Source organism: Methyloversatilis sp. XJ19-49 (genome assembly GCF_024580145.1).
Classification (GTDB): domain Bacteria; phylum Pseudomonadota; class Gammaproteobacteria; order Burkholderiales; family Rhodocyclaceae; genus Methyloversatilis.
In genome coordinates this window covers 109,641-126,348 of record NZ_JANINI010000008.1, presented here as the reverse complement: position 1 = coordinate 126,348, position 16,708 = coordinate 109,641, and the positions used below count along the sequence as shown (strand labels likewise).

Genomic DNA, 16,708 nt, shown 5'->3' with positions numbered 1-16,708 from the left:
CCGGTTCAAGGCCAGCATCGCACGCGGATGCAACCGATGACATCGGAGGGCGCGCTCGCTTTCACGCACTGGAAGCTCGAAGTGTTCGACCAGGGCATTGCGCCGACTGCGGGCATCGGGGAGGCTCCGGGCGGGTCGCGTGGCCACGCATCCGCAACGCCGGCACCGACAACAGACGCGAAAGCCGAAGCGGAAGCGGACAGCGAGATACAACCCGAATTCAAGCTGCCCACGGCCGACGAGCTCGAGAAGCTGCAGGCCGACGCACACCGCGAAGGCTATGCCGCCGGCTACGAAGAAGGTACGGCGCGCGTGCGCATGGAAGCGATGCGCCTGCACAGCGTCATCGAACAGCTCGACGAGGCACTGGCGTCGCTCGACACCGAAGTGGCGCAGGGCGTGCTGCACCTGGGCGTGGAAATCGCCCGCCAGGTGGTGCGGCAGGCGATCGCGGTCAAACCGGAAGTGATCGTCGGCGTTGTACGCGAGGCGATCAACCAGCTGCCACATCAGCACACGGCTGTTTATCTGAACCCTGACGACGCGTCACTCGTGCGCTCGCATGCCGGCGAGCAGCTGGCGCATGCCGGCCACCGCATATTCGAGGACGCCGCTATCGCACGCGGCGGCTGCAAGATCGAAGCAGGCGGCAGTCACATAGACGCCACGCTGGCCACGCGCTGGACACGCATCGTCGAGGCGCTGATCGATGACGCGGACTGGATAGAACATGACTGACACCCTGGACACCGCGGCCGACGAGGCGTCGCTCGACAATACGCCGGACGCGGCGTCGCCGGAGGCGACCGAACCGGCGGTAGCGAACCCGCACGTCGCGAAGTGGGCGGGGTTCATGACCGACTGCGGCACGCTGGCCGGACGCGTCAACCCGTATCTGCACGCGGGGCGGCTGACCCGCATCAACGGTCTGGTGATGGAAGCTGCCGGCCTGAAGCTGCCGCTGGGTTCCGGTTGCCGCATCATGGTGCCGGGCGGCAACAGCTGCGAAGCCGAAGTGGTGGGTTTCAACGGCGACAAGCTGTTCATGATGCCAACCGATGACGTCGTCGGACTTGCACCGGGCGCGCAGGTGATTCCGCTCGAAGCGGTACCGCAGCGCCCCACCCCGACCGAAAGGCTCGAGCCGCGCCGGCGTGCATCCGACCGTGCCAAGCACCTGCCGGTCGGTGACGCCCTGCTCGGCCGCGTGGTCGATGGCGCTGGCCGGCCGCTCGACGGTCTCGGCCCGGTCATTACGCGGCATTCGCGTTCGGTGGCCAGTCGCGCGGTGAATCCGCTTCTGCGCGAGCCGATACGCCGCACCATGGACACCGGCATCCGCTCGATCAATTCGCTGCTCACGGTCGGCCGCGGCCAGCGCATCGGCCTGTTCGCCGGTTCCGGCGTCGGCAAGTCGGTGCTGCTGGGCATGATGGCGCGCTTCACGTCGGCCGAAGTGGTCGTGGTCGGACTGATCGGCGAACGCGGCCGCGAAGTGAAGGAATTCATCGAGCAGATTCTCGGCGCCGCCGGGCTGAAACGATCGGTTGTGGTCGCCGCGCCGGCCGATACCAGCCCGCTGATGCGGCTGCAGGGCGCTGCCTATGCCACCACGGTCGCCGAGTGGTTCCGCGATCAGGGCCGCCATGTGCTGCTGATCATGGATTCGCTGACCCGCTACGCTATGGCACAACGCGAGATCGCGCTTGCCATCGGCGAGCCGCCCGTCACCCGCGGCTATCCGCCAAGTGTGTTCGCCCGCCTGCCGCAGCTGGTCGAACGAGCCGGCAACGGGCCCGAAGGTGGTGGCTCGATCACCGCCTTCTACACCGTGCTGGCCGAAGGCGACGACCAGCAGGACCCGATCGCCGACTCGGCACGCGCCATTCTCGACGGCCACTTCGTGCTGACCCGCCAGTTGGCCGATGCGGGCCACTATCCGGCCATCGACATCGAACAGTCGGTGTCGCGCGCCATGCACGGGCTCGTGAAACCCAGCCATTTCGATCTGGTACGCCGCTTCAAGGGATTGTGGTCGCGCTATCAGCGCGCGCGCGATCTCATTTCGGTTGGCGCCTATTCGCCTGGCGCAGACCCGCAGCTCGATCTTGCAGTGAACATGTTTCCGACGCTGGAAGCCTTTCTGCAGCAAGCCATGGACGAACGTGAAGGGTTTGAGGACGCAGTGATGAAGCTGCACCAGATCTTCGGTCTGAATCCCTGATTGCAAAAATCGGTGACACCATTGGCGGCCGTGACCGGCCGCACGCAACTTGCGCCGTCAAAGAGAGACCTTTGAATCATGGCTGAACCCTTTCGTCTGCAGACCATTCTCGACCTGAGCCAGACGCGCATGGACGAGTCTGCGCGTGCGCTGGCAGCACTGATCGCCAGCGAGCACGACCAGTCGCGCAAGCTCACGATGCTTGAGGACTACCGCAAGGAGTATCAGGACCAGTTCATGGCCGCTGCGCGCAACGGCATGACACCGGGCCAGTGGAGCAATTACTCCGCCTTCCTCGCCCGCATCGACGACGCCATCGGCCACCAGCAGCAGCAGGTCGAACAATCTCGCGACCGCGCCCAGGCTGGTCAGCGCGTGTGGCTCGACACGCGTACCCGCGTAAAAGCCTTCGAAACCCTTTCCGACCGCCATCAGGCCACACTCGTCAAGCGTGAAGCCAAGGCCGAACAGCGGGTGGCCGACGACCGTTCGGGTCGCCTGGTTGCGGACGACTGACACTTCACGTTCGCACGTCCCGGAAGCTGGCACGCTAGCTGCTTATACGCCTCCATCAACGGAGGATTTCCCCATGTCAGACATCAAGCTCAGCTTGCCTTCGTCCGCAACGCCGCTCGCTTCAAGCGGTCCGGTAGGCGAAGCGCGCGGCATCGGCGCCGATGCATCGCCCGAGGACGCGGCGACGGCATTCGCCAACCTGCTGCAGGACTCCCTCAAGAACGCGCCTGAAGATCCCCGTGCCGCCTTGCTGGCCAAGCTGCTTGATGACGGCAGCGGCACGCCGGACGACGAGAAGGTCGATCTGCTGGATGCACTCAGCGCCGACCCCGGTCGTATCGCGACCGAACTGCTGCCGGCCGGCCTGCTCGCACCGGCAGTCCTCCCCGTCATCGAACGGCTTGCGGGGGGCACCAGTGCGCCGGTCGAACAGTCCGACCTTGATTTCGATCCGACCGGGCAAGGCGGCAGGAAAGCGGGCCGCGAGGCATCCGGCGACTTGCCGGCGGCAGCGATTGCCGCGGCGACGGACGGCAGCGGCGACACGAACGGCAAGAATCTGCCGGATGCGTTGCTGAATGTTGATTCCCGGATGGACGCCGGACAATCGGCGACACAGCAGCTCCCGCAGGGCGACTTCCGCGCCCACCTGAACGCGGCACAGAAACCCGCCACCGAAATGGCCGTTGCCACGCCGATCACGCATCCGGGCTGGGCGGACGACATCGGCCACCAGGTGACCTGGCTGGCCGAGAACGGCAACAGCCGCGCGGAACTGATCCTGACGCCACCCCATCTTGGCCGGATCGAGATTTCGCTGCAGATCGGCGGCGATCTGAGCACGGCGCAGTTCGTGTCTGCGAGCCCGCAGGTGCGGGAAGCGCTGGAACAGGCCATGCCGCGGCTGCGTGAAATGCTGGCCGAGGGGGGCATTTCGCTCGGCGACACCAATGTGAGCGGCGAACAGCGCTCCGGCGATCAGGGCCAGGGTGGCCAGCGCGGTGACCGCGGGCGCGACGGGAATGGCGATGGCGAGTTGCTGATCGCACCGGCGGCGCGGCGCGGCAGCGGCCTCGTCGACCTGTTCGCGTAGTGATCAACAGCAGCGTGAACACACTCTCCTGATGGCGCCGCGTAAATCGGCGCTAAAAAAACGGGACATTCGGCCGTTATTCGATCATTGAAAGGCATCAGTACCCGCCGACAATCCCGATCCATACAGGAGCGCACACCATGGCAAAAGCCGCCACCGCAGACGACGTCGCCGCAGACGCCCCCAAGAAGAGCAAGAAAATGCTCTTCATCATCCTCGCCGTCGTGCTGCTGGTCATCGTCGGCGGCGCCGCCGCCATGTTCATGATGGCCGGCAGTCACGCCGAAGAAGGCGAGGACGAGCACGCCGATGAAATGAGCGAGGAAGACCCGGACGCCAAGGCCCTCGCCGCAAAGAAGGCCAAGCTGAAGAAAAAGAAGGAAGCGGAAGCCAAGGGCCTGCCACCGGTGTTCGTCGAACTCGACCCCTTCACCGTCAATCTGGCACCGGAAACGCAAGTGGATCAGTACCTTCAGGTCAAGGCCTCGGTCAAGGTTGAAGAACAGCCCGCCGCAGACAACCTGAAGGTGTACATGCCGGAAATCCGCCACCACGTGCTGATGCTGCTGTCGGGCAAGAAGGCGTCCGAACTGGGCACCACCGAAGGTCGCGAAGCACTGGCCGGCGAAATCAGGAATTCGATCAACGCCATCGTTGGCGAAGTACCGACCAACAAGAAGGGTGAGCCGGAAGAGCCAGTCGGACCCGTGGAGGCCGTGTTGTTCACGTCCTTCATCGTCCAGTAGGCGAGATCCGGTCGTCACGAGGAAACGCGATGTCCGATTTTCTTTCCCAGGAAGAGGTGGATGCCCTGCTCAAGGGCGTCACCGGCGAGGCCGACGAGGTAGCCGAAGTCGAAGACACGAGCGGCGTACGCCCGTACAACCTCGGCACCCAGGAAAGAATCGTGCGCGGGCGCATGCCCACGCTGGAACTGATACACGAGCGGTTTGCGCGCTACCTGCGCATCGGCCTGTTCAATTTCATGCAGCGCAGCGCCGAAATTTCGCTCGGCCCGATCCGGCTGCAGAAGTATTCCGAATTCATCCGCAACCTGGTCGTGCCGACCAATCTGAATCTGGTGCAGGTCAAGCCGCTGCGCGGCACGGGGCTGGTGGTATTCGATCCGAACCTCGTCTTTCTGGTCATCGACAACATGTTCGGCGGTGACGGGCGATTCCACACCCGGGTCGAGGGGCGTGACTTCACGCCAACCGAACAACGCATCATCCAGGGTCTGCTGGAAGTGTTCTTCGCCGAGTACGAACGATCATGGGAGCCTGTTTTCAAGATCAATTTCGAGTATGTGCGCTCGGAAATGAATTCGCAGTTCGCCAACATCGCCACGCCGTCGGAAATCGTCGTGGCGGCAACCTTCACGCTGGAACTCGGCGGTGTGTCGGCGGAAATGCACATCTGCCTGCCGTATTCGATGGTCGAGCCGCTGCGCGACACGCTTAATTCATCGATGCAGAGCGACAGCGTCAGTTCCGACAACCGATGGATCAACCTGCTCACCCGTCAGGTACAGGATGCCGCGGTGGAACTGAACGTCCAGTTGGGAGGCGGTTCGCTGACCCTGGGCGGCCTGAACAACCTAAAGGTTGGCGACATCATTCCGATAACCATTTCAGACACCGTACAAGCCGAGGTCGATGGCATTCCGGTTCTGGAATGCAAGTACGGCATACAGGGCGGCCGTTATGCGCTGAAGATCGAGCGTTTCATGGCCGGCGAGGAAGAATTGATCGAACACGCCCTGAATGTGCAGGGCAAGAAAAAGGGTGAGGAACCACAATGAGCGATCTGGCTGAAGCGGAAGAGCAGGTCAGCGAGGACGACTGGGCCGCTGCGATGTCCGAGCAGACCACGGCCGACGATGCGCTTGCCGCACTCGACGGGGAGGCGGCGAAGGATGTCCAGCCCGCCAACATCTTCCAGCAGTTCGGTGATGCGGCGAACAAGTCATCCGAAGGGCTGCGCGACTTCGAGATGATTCTCGACATCCCGGTCCAGCTCACGGTGGAACTCGGACGCACCAAGATTTCGATCCGAAATCTGCTGCAACTGGGCCACGGTTCGGTGGTGGAACTGGACGGAATGGCCGGCGAGCCGATGGACGTGCTGGTCAACGGCACGCTGATTGCGCAGGGCGAAGTGGTGGTGGTGAACGAAAAGTTCGGCATTCGCCTGACCGACATCATCACGCCCGCGGAGCGGATGAAGAAACTGAAACGCTGACGATTGCTCCCGATCGGGCCGCAGGTCAGTCCGAATCAGGCTGGCGAATGAAAAAGAGCGATGCCAAGGCATCGCTCTTTTTCTGTCGGTGCCCGCTGTCATGGCAAGTACGGAAAGCTGACGCCGCGGCGATTCGCGGGCTGGGCAACGAATGGTATCGTTGGCCATCCCCTCTCTTCACGGAGCCGTCATGCGACTGCTGCTCGCCATCTTCCTGCCATTCATGGTCTTCTTCACCATAGGTCGCCCGATCGCCGGCGTGGTTTGCCTCATCCTGCAGCTGACGCTGATCGGCTGGATACCGGCTGCGCTGTGGGCGGTCTATGCGTTGAGTCAGTACAAGACCGACAAGCGCATCGAAGAAGCGCTCGGCAAACGGTAGCCTGCACAGCCGTTTCGGCGACCACGGGTCAGCACAGCCCCCCTCGCTCGACGGCGTGCAGTATGGGCACTCCCGTCGGACGAGATCTACCCTGGCTTGGCGCGGTCGAAGATCGCAAAACCGCTTGTTTCCCGCTTTGCCCGATACATGGCGACATCGGCATGCTCGATCAGTCGATCCCCGGTCTCGCCGTGTTCCGGATAAAGCGAAATGCCGATGCTGGGCGTGATGACGAGCTGCAGGCCGTCCATGTCGATCGGGGCACCCAGGTTCGCCAGCACCATACTGGCCACGCGCTCGATGTTTTCCCGGCCCTGTGGGTTCATCAGCAGGTAGAGGAACTCGTCCCCCCCGTTGCGGCATACCGAGTCTTCATCGCGACAGTGTCCGATGAGCCGATGCGCGATCTCCTCCAGCACGCGGTCGCCGGCGGCGTGCCCATGCATGTCATTCACTGCCTTGAAGCGATCAAGATCGAGAAACATGACGGCCAGGGTCCAGCCATGGCGTTCGGCGAGCGAAATGGCTTGCGCAAGGCGGTCATCGAACAGCGTGCGATTGGGCAAGCCGGTCCGCAGGTCATGCATGCCGTCGAACTTTGCCTTCTGCTCTCCCCGCTGTGACATCGCCAGAGCGGCCTCCGACTCGAGCAACGCTTTTCGGGAGCGCTTCAGCGCAGATTCGACCTCCTTCAGGTCATCGATGCCCTGCGCCAGCGTATCCGTCACCTCGTTCAGGTCGCCCGCGACTTCGTGCACCTTGACTTCAACGCCCTCGCTGTCCGCCAGGGCTTCATGCACGGGCAAAGACGTTACGCCCATCGCGATCTTCGCCTTGACCGCATCGTTGGCCGAGGTCAGTTCATCGGCACAGACTTCGACTTTTTCCTTCGCTTCGTGGCTCTTTTCAAGTGCCCGTCTGAAAGTCTGCGGGGCGAGCACGGGGCGATCCTGGCTGGATCGATGTGAAGTCATGGAAGGGTGTGGTACCAGTTGGGTCCGGCGCAATGTCCTGCATCCGTGGGGATCGCGATCGACGCATCTTCATCTTCTGAATCGCACAGGTTTGAGCACCAGCGCGGACGATACGTTCAACGCCTCGCGCGCGCCGCGCAGCGGCGATCCCCGACGGCGCACGGAGCCGGACGTCGAGCGGCAGAAATTGCCGGCCTAAAACCGATCTATTCCCGCGCTGAACCGGTACTGTCGGGCGCTAGCCTTGGCGCATGAAAACTTGGCTATCGCTTTTGCTTGTTTGTTCCGCCGGCCTCCTTCAAGCCGCAGAGCCGACGGCCACCGCGGCGCCGGCCAGCGGCGCCGGTGCAGTCATGCAGATGGTCGGCGCGCTCGGTGTCGTGCTTGCGACACTGTTCGCCGTGCTGTGGCTGCTGCGCCGCCTGTCCGGCGGTCGCCTGACCGGCAGCGCACCGATCCGCACCGTCGGCGGCATCGCGGTGGGATCGCGCGAACGCGTGGTCCTGCTGGAAATCGGCGAACACTGGCTGGTGGTCGGCGTAGCGCCCGGCTCGGTCACCGGCATCGCGACGCTGCCGCGCGGAGAGATCAGTCCGGCCGGCACCGATGCAAAGCCGGTCGCGGCAGACTTCGGCGCCCTGCTGGCGAAACTGAAAGCAGGTCGGTCATGACGCGACGCCTGCTTCCGGCGCTGGGACTTGCCGCACTGGGCGCAGTCGCGGCCCCGGACACGTGGGCACAGGCCCTGCCTGCACTGACCAGCACGCCGGCCGCCGGCGGCGGCACCAACTGGTCGCTGTCCATCCAGACCCTGCTGCTGCTGACCAGCCTGTCCTTCCTGCCGGCGGTCATGCTGATGATGACCAGCTTCACCCGCATCATCATCGTGCTGTCGCTGCTGCGTCAGGCCATGGGCACGCAGACCAGTCCGCCCAACCAGGTGCTGATCGGTCTGGCGCTGTTCCTGAGCTTTTTCATCATGGCGCCGGTCGGCGAGAAGATCTACGCCGAGGCCTACCTGCCGCTGAGCGAAAACCGCATCGGCTTCGAACAGGCGCTGGACGCGGGCGCCAAACCGCTGAAAACCTTCATGCTGAAGCAGGTGCGCGAGCCGGACATCGAGCTGTTCATGCGTCTGTCGAACACCCCAAAGGTCGCCAGTTCGGAACAGTTGCCGATGCGCGTCGTCGTACCCGCCTACGTCACATCAGAGTTGAAGACGGCTTTTCAGATCGGCTTCATCATCTTCATTCCATTCATCATCATCGACATGGTGGTCGCATCGGTGCTGATGTCCATGGGCATGATGATGATGTCGCCGGTCATCGTGTCGCTGCCCTTCAAGCTCATGCTTTTCGTGCTGGTGGATGGCTGGAACCTCATTCTCGGCACGCTCGTTTCCAGTTTCGGCCAGATATGAAGGACTGCGCACCATGACGCCCACCACCGTTGTCGACATCGGCCGTCACGCCGTCGAAACACTGCTCCTCGTGTCCGCGCCCATGCTGGGCGCGGCCTTGATCACCGGCCTGATCGTCAGCATCTTCCAGGCTGCCACCCAGGTGAACGAAATGACACTTTCGTTCATACCCAAGCTGATCGCGGTGTTCGCCGTGCTGGTCATCGGCGGCCCGTGGATGATCACCATCATGACCGATTACATGCGCCGGCTGTATTCGTCGATCCCGTCGCTGCTCGGCTAGTCCTGAATGATTTCGGTCACCGCCGCCCAGCTCGACCTGTGGATGGCGAGTTTCCTGTTTCCGCTGGCGCGGGTGATGGGACTGATCGCCGCGGCGCCGGTTTTCAGCAACCGCGCCTTCGTCATGCGCGCCCGGCTCGCGCTCGGCCTGCTGATTACCTTTGCCATCGTGCCCACGCTGCCGCCGTCCGGGCTCAGCGTCGGAACCTGGCCCGGCACGATGGCACTGGTGCAGCAGATGCTGATCGGCATCGCACTCGGCTTCACGATACGCATCGTGTTCGCGGCGGTCGATCTGGCCGGCGAGTTGATCGGCCTGCAGATGGGTCTGGGCTTCGCAATGTTCTACGACCCGGACAACGCGTCGCAGTCGCCGGTGATCGCGGAGTTTCTTGGTCTGATGGCGACGTTGATCTTCCTGTCCATCAATGGCCACCTGATGCTGCTGGCCGTGCTGGGCAACAGCTTCGAATGGTGGCCGGTCGGTGCCGACCTGTTCCCGGCCAATGGTTGGCTGGCCATTGCGCGCTGGGGCAGCACGGTGTTCTCCGCCGGCCTGATGCTGGCGCTGCCACTGATCGCAGCACTGCTTGTGGTCAATATCGCACTGGCCGTACTCACGCGCGCCGCACCGGCGCTCAACCTGTTCGCCATCGGCTTTCCAGTGACGCTGATCGCCGGGTTCGTGATGCTGATGCTGTCACTGTCCTTCATCGCACCAGCGATGCAGCGCATGTTCGAGTACGGACTCGAAACCGTAGCCCAACTCGCAATGGGGTGAAGCAGGGGTTTCGCAGCGCATTGCGCTGCGCCTGCTGAACGGGCTGGCTATGCATAGCCAGCCTCCCGAGCTCTGGGGTTTCGCAGCGCATCGCGCTGCCGTTAGAACCTGCCGAGCATGCAAAAGCCGGCGCTGAAAGGCATCCCTGACGGCGCTTACAGCAGCACGTCGCGTGACACACCCGCCCGGCGCAGGATCTTGCGTAGCTGAGCAAGTGCTTCGAGCTGAATCTGACGCACCCGCTCACGCGTAAGACTGAGCTGGTCGGCCAGTTCTTCCAGGGTGGCTATCTCGCGGTTGTTGATGCCATAGCGATACTCGATCACCGTACGCTGCTTGTCGTTGAGTTGGGCGATCCAGGCCTGCACGAGGCTGCCGATTTCGGCGTTCTGGATCTGCTCCTCCGGCCCTTCCTGATTTTCGTCGGCAAGCGACTCACCGATCGAAAGCGAAGGATCGATGTCGAGCGGCGCATCGAGCGAAGCAGTGTGTTCGTTCAGCGAAAGAATGTGCCGCACGTCCTCGACCGGCTTGGCCAGCAAGGTTGCGATGTCTTCGGCGCAGCAATCGCCACCGCTGCGCGCCTCCAGATTGCGCATGGCGCGAAGCACCTGGTTCAGTTCCTTCACCACATGCACCGGCAGCCGTATGGTGCGCGACTGGTTCATGATCGCGCGCTCGATGTTCTGCCGTATCCACCACGTGGCGTAGGTGGAGAAGCGGAAGCCGCGCTCCGGATCGAACTTTTCAAGCGCGTGGATCAAGCCGAGATTGCCCTCCTCCACGAGGTCAAGCAGCGGCATGCCGCGGTTCAGGTAGTGCTTTGCGATATTCACGACCAGGCGCAGGTTGCGCTCGATCATGGTCTGGCGCGCTTCGAAATCACCCAGGCGCACGCGGCGCGACAGGGCGAGTTCTTCCTCCGGCGTCAGCAGCGGGTTGGCACCGATTTCGTTCAGGTAGAGCTGAGTGGCATCGCCGAGGAATTCCGCCTCGGGCGCTTCGACCGGTTCGGCCGCGACCTCGACGCCATCCAGCTCGCCCACGACGGCATCGTCGTCGACGGGCTCAGCCGGTTCAGCGTCTTCGGGTTGCGAAAGATCGGACATGGATTATCTCGGTGGCAGATACTTCATCGGATCGACGGGTTTGCCCTGGCGCCGTATTTCGAAGTGCAGACGGGGCTTGCCGGCTTCGGTGTCGCTGTCGCCTATCTCGGCGATACGCTGACCGCGCTTTACCGTGTCGCGTTCCTGAACCAGTATCTTGCTGTTGTGCGCGTAAGCGGACAAAAACGTATTGTCGTGCTTGACGATGACCAGTTTGCCATAACCGCGCATGGCATCGCCGGCATACACCACGCGACCGCCGGCCGCAGCCAGAACCGGGTCGCCGGTACGACCCGAAACATCGACGCCCTTGTTGCTGCCTTCGCCGAAGCGTCCGATGATGCGGCCGCTCGCCGGCCAGCTCCACTCGACGCCGTCTTCCGCACGTACCGCGTCCGGCGGTGTCACGATGGCGGGTGCGCCGGTTCCTGCAGCACCGGCTGTTGAGGCAGGCGGAGCGGGCGTTGTGGCCGCGACGGCTGCACCCGGCGGCAGGGGCGTGATCCCGGCCGAACGAATGCGGTCAAGTGCCGCTTCGGAATACGGCTCAACGCCGCCGCGTGGCTCGCGCTTGAGCATCGCGTCCGCTGCCGCGGGAACCTGCTCTGTCACTGCCGGCGCGCTCGGAGCAGGCGTGTCCAGGGGCCGCGATTCAACGCCCGGTGCGGCGATCGGACGGGTTTCCATGCCACCCTCCGGTGCAGCGATACGCAATTCCTGCCCTAGCTTGATCAGGTTGGGGTTTTCGAGTCGATTCCAGATCACCAGATCGCGCCAGTCCTGACCATATTCGAGCGCGATGCTGAACAGCGTGTCGCCCTTGGCGACGACGTGTACGCCGGGGCGTTGTGCGGCGGCGGCGGGCGTGGCCGGTGCCGCAGTGGGTGCCGCCCCCACCGGCGGACGGATCTCAACCGGCGCCGGCCGCGTGCCTGCGCACGACGCAAGCAGCAGACACAACGCCGGCACCGCGAACAACGATCTATTCATTCAACCCCCGGCAACAGCGGCACGAAGCGCACCGCGTCCAGTTTCGATTCGACATAGCGATGCGGCTGTCTTTCGATCAATCTCAGCGATTGGTCGGTGGTGCCGACGGGAATCACGAGTCGTCCCCCCTCGGCCAGCTGATCGAGCAATGCCTTCGGCACCGCTGCAGCAGCAGCCGCCACGATGATTGTATCGAACGGCCCTTCGGCAGCCAGCCCGATCATGCCATCAGCGTGTTTCAGGCGAACATTCGGCAGCCGCAAAGGACGCAGGTTGCGCTTGGCACGTTCCAGCAGTGGCGCAATTCGTTCGATGGCATACACATCGCTGGCGAGCTTCGACAAAACGGCCGCCTGATATCCACACCCGGCTCCGACTTCAAGCGTCTTGCCGAGAGGACGTCCGCCAGCTCGCAGAAGTTCAATCATCCGCGCGACGACGAAGGGCTGCGAAATGGTCTGCTGGAAGCCGAGCGGCAGCGCAGTGTCCTCATAGGCGCGCGTACCGAGTGCTTCCTCGATGAACTGGTGACGCGGTATGGACTGCATTGCAGCCAGAACGCCTTCGTCGCGGATACCCGAAACACGCAGCCGTTCAACCATCCTGGTGCGCGCACGCGTCAGGCTCAGACTTGCGTCTGCTGCCGTCATGCGCCCAGCCAGTCGCGCACCTGCCCCATCTGGGCCATGTGGGTCAGGTCGATCTGCAGCGGCGTGATCGATGCGAATCCATGGGCCGTGGCGTGAAAATCGGTGCCTTCCCCGGCATCCTGAGCTGCACCTGCAGCGCCGACCCAATAGACGGTTTCGTTTCGCGGATTGGTGGTTCGCACCACAGGTTCGGCCTTGTGCCGCCGGCCAAGCCGTGTCACCTGGACGCCTTTGAGGGCGTCGAATGACAGATCAGGCACATTGACGTTGAGCAACACGGGTGTTGCAAAGGGACGATCGGTCAGCCGGCGCACCAGATCGCACGCAATGCGCGCAGCGGTATCGTAATGCGCGCTGCCCTTGCGCGTCATCGACATGGCAATCGCCGGCACACCGAGCAGGAACCCTTCGGTCGCCGCCGCAACGGTACCCGAATAGATCGTGTCGTCGCCCATGTTGGCGCCGTCATTGATCCCCGACACGACGATGTCGGGCAGGTGATCGAGCATACCGGTCACTGCGAGGTGAACGCAGTCTGTCGGCGTGCCATTGACATAGTGAAAACCGTTGCGCGCACGACGCAGGATAAGCGGACGGTCAAGTGTCAGGGAGTTGCTGGCGCCGCTGCGGTCAGCCTCGGGAGCCACGACAGTCACATCTCCAACCTCGCCGAGAGCCCGTGCAAGCGCCTCTAGGCCGGGAGCAAAGTAACCGTCGTCGTTGGACAACAGAATGCGCATGGGAAACGGAGGGCGAATGTTGCGGCACGATGTTGCAACCAATGTCGCAACGAATGGACCACAGCAGATTGAAGCAAGAAGAATTGGTCGGGGCGGCGGGATTCGAACTCGCGACCCCTTGCACCCCATGCAAGTGCGCTACCAGGCTGCGCTACGCCCCGACTCAGCGAGAAATTATATCAGGGGCAGGCTGACTTGAGCCGAAAGCCCAGCAAAAATCGGCAACCGCGCGTCACTCGAGCAGATCGAGAATCTCCTGAAGTGCCGCACGCAACTCTGCTACGTCGAACGCGTTCCCCGTCGAAGCCGGGGCATCCCCCGCGCGAGGATCGGAATCGTCGAGACGATTGCGCGCACCACTGATGGTGAAGCCTTCTTCATAGAGGAGCTGGCGGATACGGCGAACAAGCAGCACTTCGTGGTGCTGGTAATAACGCCGGTTGCCGCGTCGCTTCACCGGCTTGAGCTGGGTGAATTCCTGCTCCCAGTAGCGAAGCACATGCGGCTTGACGCCGCACAGTTCGCTCACCTCGCCGATCGTGAAGTAACGCTTGGCGGGAATCGCTGGCAGGACCAGCGGCTCCTTACTCGTCGTTTCCATCGTAATCGATGCCCTCGACGGCCGCCTTCAGCTTCTGGCTCGCATGAAAAGTGACGACCCGGCGGGCGGTAATCGGAATCTCCTCACCGGTTTTGGGGTTGCGCCCCGGGCGCTGCGGCTTGTCTCGCAACTGGAAGTTGCCGAAGCCAGACAGCTTGACGCCGTCGCCGCTTTCGAGCGCATCACGGATTTCGTCGAAGAATGCTTCGACCATATCCTTCGCCTCGCGTTTGTTCAGTCCTACCTGTTCGAACAGCATTTCCGCCAGTTCGGCTTTGGTCAGTGTGGTCATGCGGCTTCCTCGTAACCCTGTCGCCCTGCCGCCTCAGGCGCGCAGCTTTGCACCGAACTCACGCTGTGCATACATTACCAGTTGATCAACGGTCGCATCGACTTCAGCGTCCGCCAAAGTACGTTGAGTATCTTGCATAACTATACGGAAAGCAAAGCTTTTTTCGTTATCCGATATGCCTTTACCCTGATATACATCGAACAGGGCGATGTCCTGCACGATGGCCGGCGAAGCGCTGCGAAGCCCCTCCAGCACCTGCGAAAGCGTTGTCGAACGCGGTACCAGCAGCGCCAGATCGCGCCGTACTGCAGGCTGCCTGGACACGGTCTGGTACGCCGGTACTGCACTGCCGAGCAGTGGTTCGAGATTGCATTCGAATACCAGCGGTGCGCTCACCAATTCGTAGCGCTGCACCAGCTCCGGATGCAATTCACCAATGAACCCGATCACGTGTCCGTTCAGACTGATCGAGGCCGAGCGCCCGGGATGCAGCGCCACATGGCGCGCAGGAACGAACGCTGCCTGCCAGGGCAACACCAGCGCCTCGACATCGCCCTTCACATCGAAGAAATCGGTCGGACGCGCCGCGGCGCCCCACTGTTCCGCTTGAGCGGCCCCCCAGGCCAGTCCGGCGATGCGCAGCGTCTGCGCGAAACCCGGGACCGGCACCGCCTGCGCGTCGTGTGCGAAGCAGCGGCCGATTTCAAACACTCTCACGCGATCAAGCTGACGGCGACGGTTGGTCACCACGTTGTCGACCAGACCACCGATCAGCGTCGAGCGCATGACCGACATCTGGCTAGCGATCGGGTTGGCCAGCACAACCGGCGTGTCGTTGCCGGCAAAATCCTTTTCCCAGCGTCGCTCTACGAATGCGAAGTTGATCACTTCCTGATAGTCGCGATCAGCCATCAGGTGACGCACATTCGATGCGCTTCGACGTCCTTCGGGCAACTCCGGCATGGCCAGTCGGCCGACCGGCGGATGGGTCGGGATGTTGTCGTAGCCGTGCAGACGGGCAAGTTCCTCTATCAGGTCTTCCTCGATGCGCAGATCGAAGCGCCAGGTCGGTGGCTGCACGATGTAATCGCTGCCATCGCGTGCAAAGGGCAGCGCCATGCGCTGAAGACAGGCTTCGATGGCGTCATCACCAAATGGCAGACCGAGCACACGGGACACGCGCAACGGGCGCAAACGTACCGGCTCGCGCGACGGCAGCATGGTGATGCGATCATCGATCGAGCCCGCTTCGCCGCCGCACAGTTCGAGAATGAGCTGCGTGACGCGCTCGACGCCTGCCACGGTATCGGCAAAATCGACGCCACGTTCGAACCGGTGAGCGGCCTCGCTGGAGAACGCGTAGCGGCGGGCGCGACCCTGAATGGCATCGGGTTGCCAGAACGCCGCCTCGACATAGACATTGCGCGTATCAAGCGAGCACGCAGTCGATGCGCCGCCCATGATGCCGGCGAAGCTTTCGACGCCGGTCTCGTCGGCGATGACGCCGCAGTCCGGTGTCAGCGTGATGGTCTGCTCGTTCAGCAGCACGAGTTGCTCGCCCTCGCGCGCCCAACGCACGGTCAGGCCACCCTTCACGCGATCGAGATCGAACACGTGATTCGGTCGGTTCAACTCGAGCATGACGTAATTGGAAATGTCGACCAGTACGGAGATCGAACGCATGCCGGCGCGCTCCAGCCGGCGCTTCATCCACTCCGGCGTGGCTGCGCGGGCATTTACGCCGCGAATGACACGGCCCGAAAAACGGCCGCACAGATCTGCCGCCTCGATACTGACCGGCAGCACCTCGGTCAGCGTGACCGGCGCGGCGACGATCTCCGGCACACATAACGGCGCACCGGTCAGCGCCGACACTTCGCGCGCGATGCCCAGCATGCCGAAACAGTCTGCGCGGTTCGGTGTGAGCTTGATGACGAAAGCGTTGTCGTCAAGATCAAGGTAATGCCGGATGTCTGTGCCTACCGGCGCATCGACGGGAAGCGCGAGCAGGCCGCCATGATCTTCCGACAGCCCGAGTTCGCGCGCAGAACACAGCATGCCGTTGCTTTCAACGCCGCGCAGTTTCGCCCGCTTGATGTCGATACCCGGCAGACTGGCCCCCACCGTGGCGCACGGCACCTTCATGCCGGCGGCTACGTTGGGCGCACCGCACACGATCTGCAGCGGCTCGCCGCCCGCATTCACGCTGCAAACACGCAGGCGATCGGCATCCGGATGCGGTGCAACGGACAGTACTTCCGCCACGACAACGCCGTGAAAGGCGGCTGCCACCGGATCAAGTTCCTCGACTTCGAGACCCGCCATGGTCAGCAGGTGCGACAGCGCCTGCGTATCGATGGCCGGGTCAACGAACTCGCGCAACCATTTTTCTGAAAATTTCATCGGGCAAAAA

Annotated in this window: 20 protein-coding genes and 1 tRNA gene; 12 read left to right on the top strand and 9 right to left on the bottom strand. The window is 63.1% G+C overall.

All coding sequences use genetic code 11. The features are described 5' to 3' along the window. Window positions 1-36 precede the first annotated feature (36 nt). The 8 genes from NMQ16_RS11190 (at window position 37) to NMQ16_RS11155 (ending at window position 6,456) form a co-directional block, all read left to right on the top strand. Window positions 37-738: a flagellar assembly protein FliH gene (locus tag NMQ16_RS11190; protein WP_257080750.1), complete on the top strand. Its 702-nt coding sequence runs from the start codon at window positions 37-39 to the stop codon at window positions 736-738. A 115-nt stretch (window positions 739-853) separates the two neighbouring features. Next, window positions 854-2,224 (top strand): flagellar protein export ATPase FliI, encoded by a 1,371-nt coding sequence (fliI, locus tag NMQ16_RS11185; RefSeq protein WP_257080822.1) that lies wholly within the window; start codon window positions 854-856, stop codon window positions 2,222-2,224. Window positions 2,225-2,302: 78 nt separating this feature from the next. Continuing rightward, on the top strand, window positions 2,303-2,740 hold the full coding sequence (gene fliJ / locus NMQ16_RS11180) for a flagellar export protein FliJ (protein WP_069039934.1): 438 nt from the start codon (window positions 2,303-2,305) through the stop codon (window positions 2,738-2,740). 73 nt (window positions 2,741-2,813) lie between these two features. After that, the gene (locus tag NMQ16_RS11175; RefSeq protein WP_257080749.1) at window positions 2,814-3,833 is read left to right on the top strand and encodes a flagellar hook-length control protein FliK; all 1,020 of its coding nucleotides are present in this window, start codon (window positions 2,814-2,816) and stop codon (window positions 3,831-3,833) included. 140 nt (window positions 3,834-3,973) lie between these two features. Continuing rightward, window positions 3,974-4,579, top strand: a complete 606-nt coding sequence (locus NMQ16_RS11170; RefSeq protein ID WP_257080748.1) for a flagellar basal body-associated FliL family protein — start codon at window positions 3,974-3,976, stop codon at window positions 4,577-4,579. A gap of 29 nt (window positions 4,580-4,608) precedes the next feature. Further along, entirely contained in the window at window positions 4,609-5,634 is a 1,026-nt protein-coding gene (fliM, locus tag NMQ16_RS11165) for a flagellar motor switch protein FliM (RefSeq protein WP_257080747.1), read from the top strand. Continuing rightward, window positions 5,631-6,074: a flagellar motor switch protein FliN gene (gene fliN / locus NMQ16_RS11160; RefSeq protein ID WP_069039930.1), complete on the top strand. Its 444-nt coding sequence runs from the start codon at window positions 5,631-5,633 to the stop codon at window positions 6,072-6,074. Before fliM ends, fliN begins: the two co-directional genes overlap by 4 nt. A 190-nt stretch (window positions 6,075-6,264) precedes the next feature. Continuing rightward, on the top strand, window positions 6,265-6,456 hold the full coding sequence (locus tag NMQ16_RS11155; RefSeq protein ID WP_069039929.1) for a YqaE/Pmp3 family membrane protein: 192 nt from the start codon (window positions 6,265-6,267) through the stop codon (window positions 6,454-6,456). Window positions 6,457-6,542: 86 nt separating this feature from the next. Here NMQ16_RS11155 and NMQ16_RS11150 read toward each other — a convergent pair whose 3' ends face one another. Further along, window positions 6,543-7,463: a GGDEF domain-containing protein gene (locus tag NMQ16_RS11150; protein WP_257080746.1), complete on the bottom strand. Its 921-nt coding sequence runs from the start codon at window positions 7,461-7,463 to the stop codon at window positions 6,543-6,545. Window positions 7,464-7,783: 320 nt separating this feature from the next. Here NMQ16_RS11150 and fliO point away from each other — a divergent pair, with 320 nt between their 5' ends. Genes fliO through fliR form a run of 4 tightly spaced genes read left to right on the top strand, consistent with a single transcriptional unit; the run spans window position 7,784 to window position 9,913 of the window. After that, window positions 7,784-8,101: a flagellar biosynthetic protein FliO gene (gene fliO, locus NMQ16_RS11145; RefSeq protein ID WP_257080745.1), complete on the top strand. Its 318-nt coding sequence runs from the start codon at window positions 7,784-7,786 to the stop codon at window positions 8,099-8,101. Continuing rightward, a complete protein-coding gene (gene fliP / locus NMQ16_RS11140) occupies window positions 8,098-8,850 on the top strand; it encodes a flagellar type III secretion system pore protein FliP (RefSeq protein WP_257080744.1) in 753 nt (250 codons plus the stop codon). The genes fliO and fliP overlap by 4 nt, the downstream gene beginning before the upstream one ends. 13 nt (window positions 8,851-8,863) lie before the next feature. Then, entirely contained in the window at window positions 8,864-9,133 is a 270-nt protein-coding gene (fliQ, locus tag NMQ16_RS11135) for a flagellar biosynthesis protein FliQ (protein WP_069039926.1), read from the top strand. A 6-nt stretch (window positions 9,134-9,139) separates the two neighbouring features. Next, window positions 9,140-9,913: a flagellar biosynthetic protein FliR gene (gene fliR / locus NMQ16_RS11130; RefSeq protein WP_257080743.1), complete on the top strand. Its 774-nt coding sequence runs from the start codon at window positions 9,140-9,142 to the stop codon at window positions 9,911-9,913. A gap of 155 nt (window positions 9,914-10,068) precedes the next feature. Here the strand turns inward: fliR and rpoS are convergent, their stop codons facing one another. From rpoS to pheT, 8 genes are all read right to left on the bottom strand, one after another. Further along, window positions 10,069-11,022 carry an RNA polymerase sigma factor RpoS gene (gene rpoS / locus NMQ16_RS11125; RefSeq protein WP_257080742.1) on the bottom strand — a complete coding sequence of 318 codons (954 nt, stop codon included), beginning with the start codon at window positions 11,020-11,022 and terminating at the stop codon, window positions 10,069-10,071. Between the two features lie 3 nt (window positions 11,023-11,025). After that, window positions 11,026-12,012 (bottom strand): peptidoglycan DD-metalloendopeptidase family protein, encoded by a 987-nt coding sequence (locus NMQ16_RS11120; protein WP_257080741.1) that lies wholly within the window; start codon window positions 12,010-12,012, stop codon window positions 11,026-11,028. Continuing rightward, the gene (locus NMQ16_RS11115; RefSeq protein ID WP_257080740.1) at window positions 12,009-12,662 is read right to left on the bottom strand and encodes a protein-L-isoaspartate(D-aspartate) O-methyltransferase; all 654 of its coding nucleotides are present in this window, start codon (window positions 12,660-12,662) and stop codon (window positions 12,009-12,011) included. Before NMQ16_RS11115 ends, NMQ16_RS11120 begins: the two co-directional genes overlap by 4 nt. Then, window positions 12,659-13,402 carry a 5'/3'-nucleotidase SurE gene (gene surE, locus NMQ16_RS11110; protein ID WP_257080739.1) on the bottom strand — a complete coding sequence of 248 codons (744 nt, stop codon included), beginning with the start codon at window positions 13,400-13,402 and terminating at the stop codon, window positions 12,659-12,661. Before surE ends, NMQ16_RS11115 begins: the two co-directional genes overlap by 4 nt. Before the next feature lie 84 nt (window positions 13,403-13,486). Beyond that, window positions 13,487-13,563, bottom strand: a tRNA-Pro gene (locus NMQ16_RS11105). 71 nt (window positions 13,564-13,634) lie between these two features. Then, complete coding sequence (locus tag NMQ16_RS11100) at window positions 13,635-14,003, bottom strand: MerR family transcriptional regulator (RefSeq protein ID WP_257080738.1); 369 nt, start codon at window positions 14,001-14,003, stop codon at window positions 13,635-13,637. Then, window positions 13,987-14,295 (bottom strand): integration host factor subunit alpha, encoded by a 309-nt coding sequence (locus tag NMQ16_RS11095; RefSeq protein WP_069039919.1) that lies wholly within the window; start codon window positions 14,293-14,295, stop codon window positions 13,987-13,989. Before NMQ16_RS11095 ends, NMQ16_RS11100 begins: the two co-directional genes overlap by 17 nt. Window positions 14,296-14,328: 33 nt before the next feature. Further along, the gene (gene pheT, locus NMQ16_RS11090) at window positions 14,329-16,698 is read right to left on the bottom strand and encodes a phenylalanine--tRNA ligase subunit beta (RefSeq protein WP_257080737.1); all 2,370 of its coding nucleotides are present in this window, start codon (window positions 16,696-16,698) and stop codon (window positions 14,329-14,331) included. Window positions 16,699-16,708: the final 10 nt, after the last annotated feature.

Coding starts and splice junctions, on each gene's coding strand:
- fliO (WP_257080745.1), top strand. CDS start 7,784: ATGCAGATGGTCGGCGCGCTCGGTGTCGTGCTTGCGACACTGTTCGCC.
- rpoS (WP_257080742.1), bottom strand. CDS start 11,022: ATGTCCGATCTTTCGCAACCCGAAGACGCTGAACCGGCTGAGCCCGTC.
- NMQ16_RS11175 (WP_257080749.1), top strand. CDS start 2,814: ATGTCAGACATCAAGCTCAGCTTGCCTTCGTCCGCAACGCCGCTCGCT.
- fliM (WP_257080747.1), top strand. CDS start 4,609: ATGTCCGATTTTCTTTCCCAGGAAGAGGTGGATGCCCTGCTCAAGGGC.
- NMQ16_RS11095 (WP_069039919.1), bottom strand. CDS start 14,295: ATGACCACACTGACCAAAGCCGAACTGGCGGAAATGCTGTTCGAACAG.
- NMQ16_RS11170 (WP_257080748.1), top strand. CDS start 3,974: ATGGCAAAAGCCGCCACCGCAGACGACGTCGCCGCAGACGCCCCCAAG.
- fliP (WP_257080744.1), top strand. CDS start 8,098: ATGACGCGACGCCTGCTTCCGGCGCTGGGACTTGCCGCACTGGGCGCA.
- fliR (WP_257080743.1), top strand. CDS start 9,140: ATGATTTCGGTCACCGCCGCCCAGCTCGACCTGTGGATGGCGAGTTTC.
- NMQ16_RS11155 (WP_069039929.1), top strand. CDS start 6,265: ATGCGACTGCTGCTCGCCATCTTCCTGCCATTCATGGTCTTCTTCACC.
- fliI (WP_257080822.1), top strand. CDS start 854: ATGACCGACTGCGGCACGCTGGCCGGACGCGTCAACCCGTATCTGCAC.
- pheT (WP_257080737.1), bottom strand. CDS start 16,698: ATGAAATTTTCAGAAAAATGGTTGCGCGAGTTCGTTGACCCGGCCATC.
- fliQ (WP_069039926.1), top strand. CDS start 8,864: ATGACGCCCACCACCGTTGTCGACATCGGCCGTCACGCCGTCGAAACA.
- surE (WP_257080739.1), bottom strand. CDS start 13,402: ATGCGCATTCTGTTGTCCAACGACGACGGTTACTTTGCTCCCGGCCTA.
- NMQ16_RS11190 (WP_257080750.1), top strand. CDS start 37: ATGACATCGGAGGGCGCGCTCGCTTTCACGCACTGGAAGCTCGAAGTG.
- NMQ16_RS11120 (WP_257080741.1), bottom strand. CDS start 12,012: ATGAATAGATCGTTGTTCGCGGTGCCGGCGTTGTGTCTGCTGCTTGCG.
- NMQ16_RS11115 (WP_257080740.1), bottom strand. CDS start 12,662: ATGACGGCAGCAGACGCAAGTCTGAGCCTGACGCGTGCGCGCACCAGG.
- NMQ16_RS11100 (WP_257080738.1), bottom strand. CDS start 14,003: ATGGAAACGACGAGTAAGGAGCCGCTGGTCCTGCCAGCGATTCCCGCC.
- fliJ (WP_069039934.1), top strand. CDS start 2,303: ATGGCTGAACCCTTTCGTCTGCAGACCATTCTCGACCTGAGCCAGACG.
- fliN (WP_069039930.1), top strand. CDS start 5,631: ATGAGCGATCTGGCTGAAGCGGAAGAGCAGGTCAGCGAGGACGACTGG.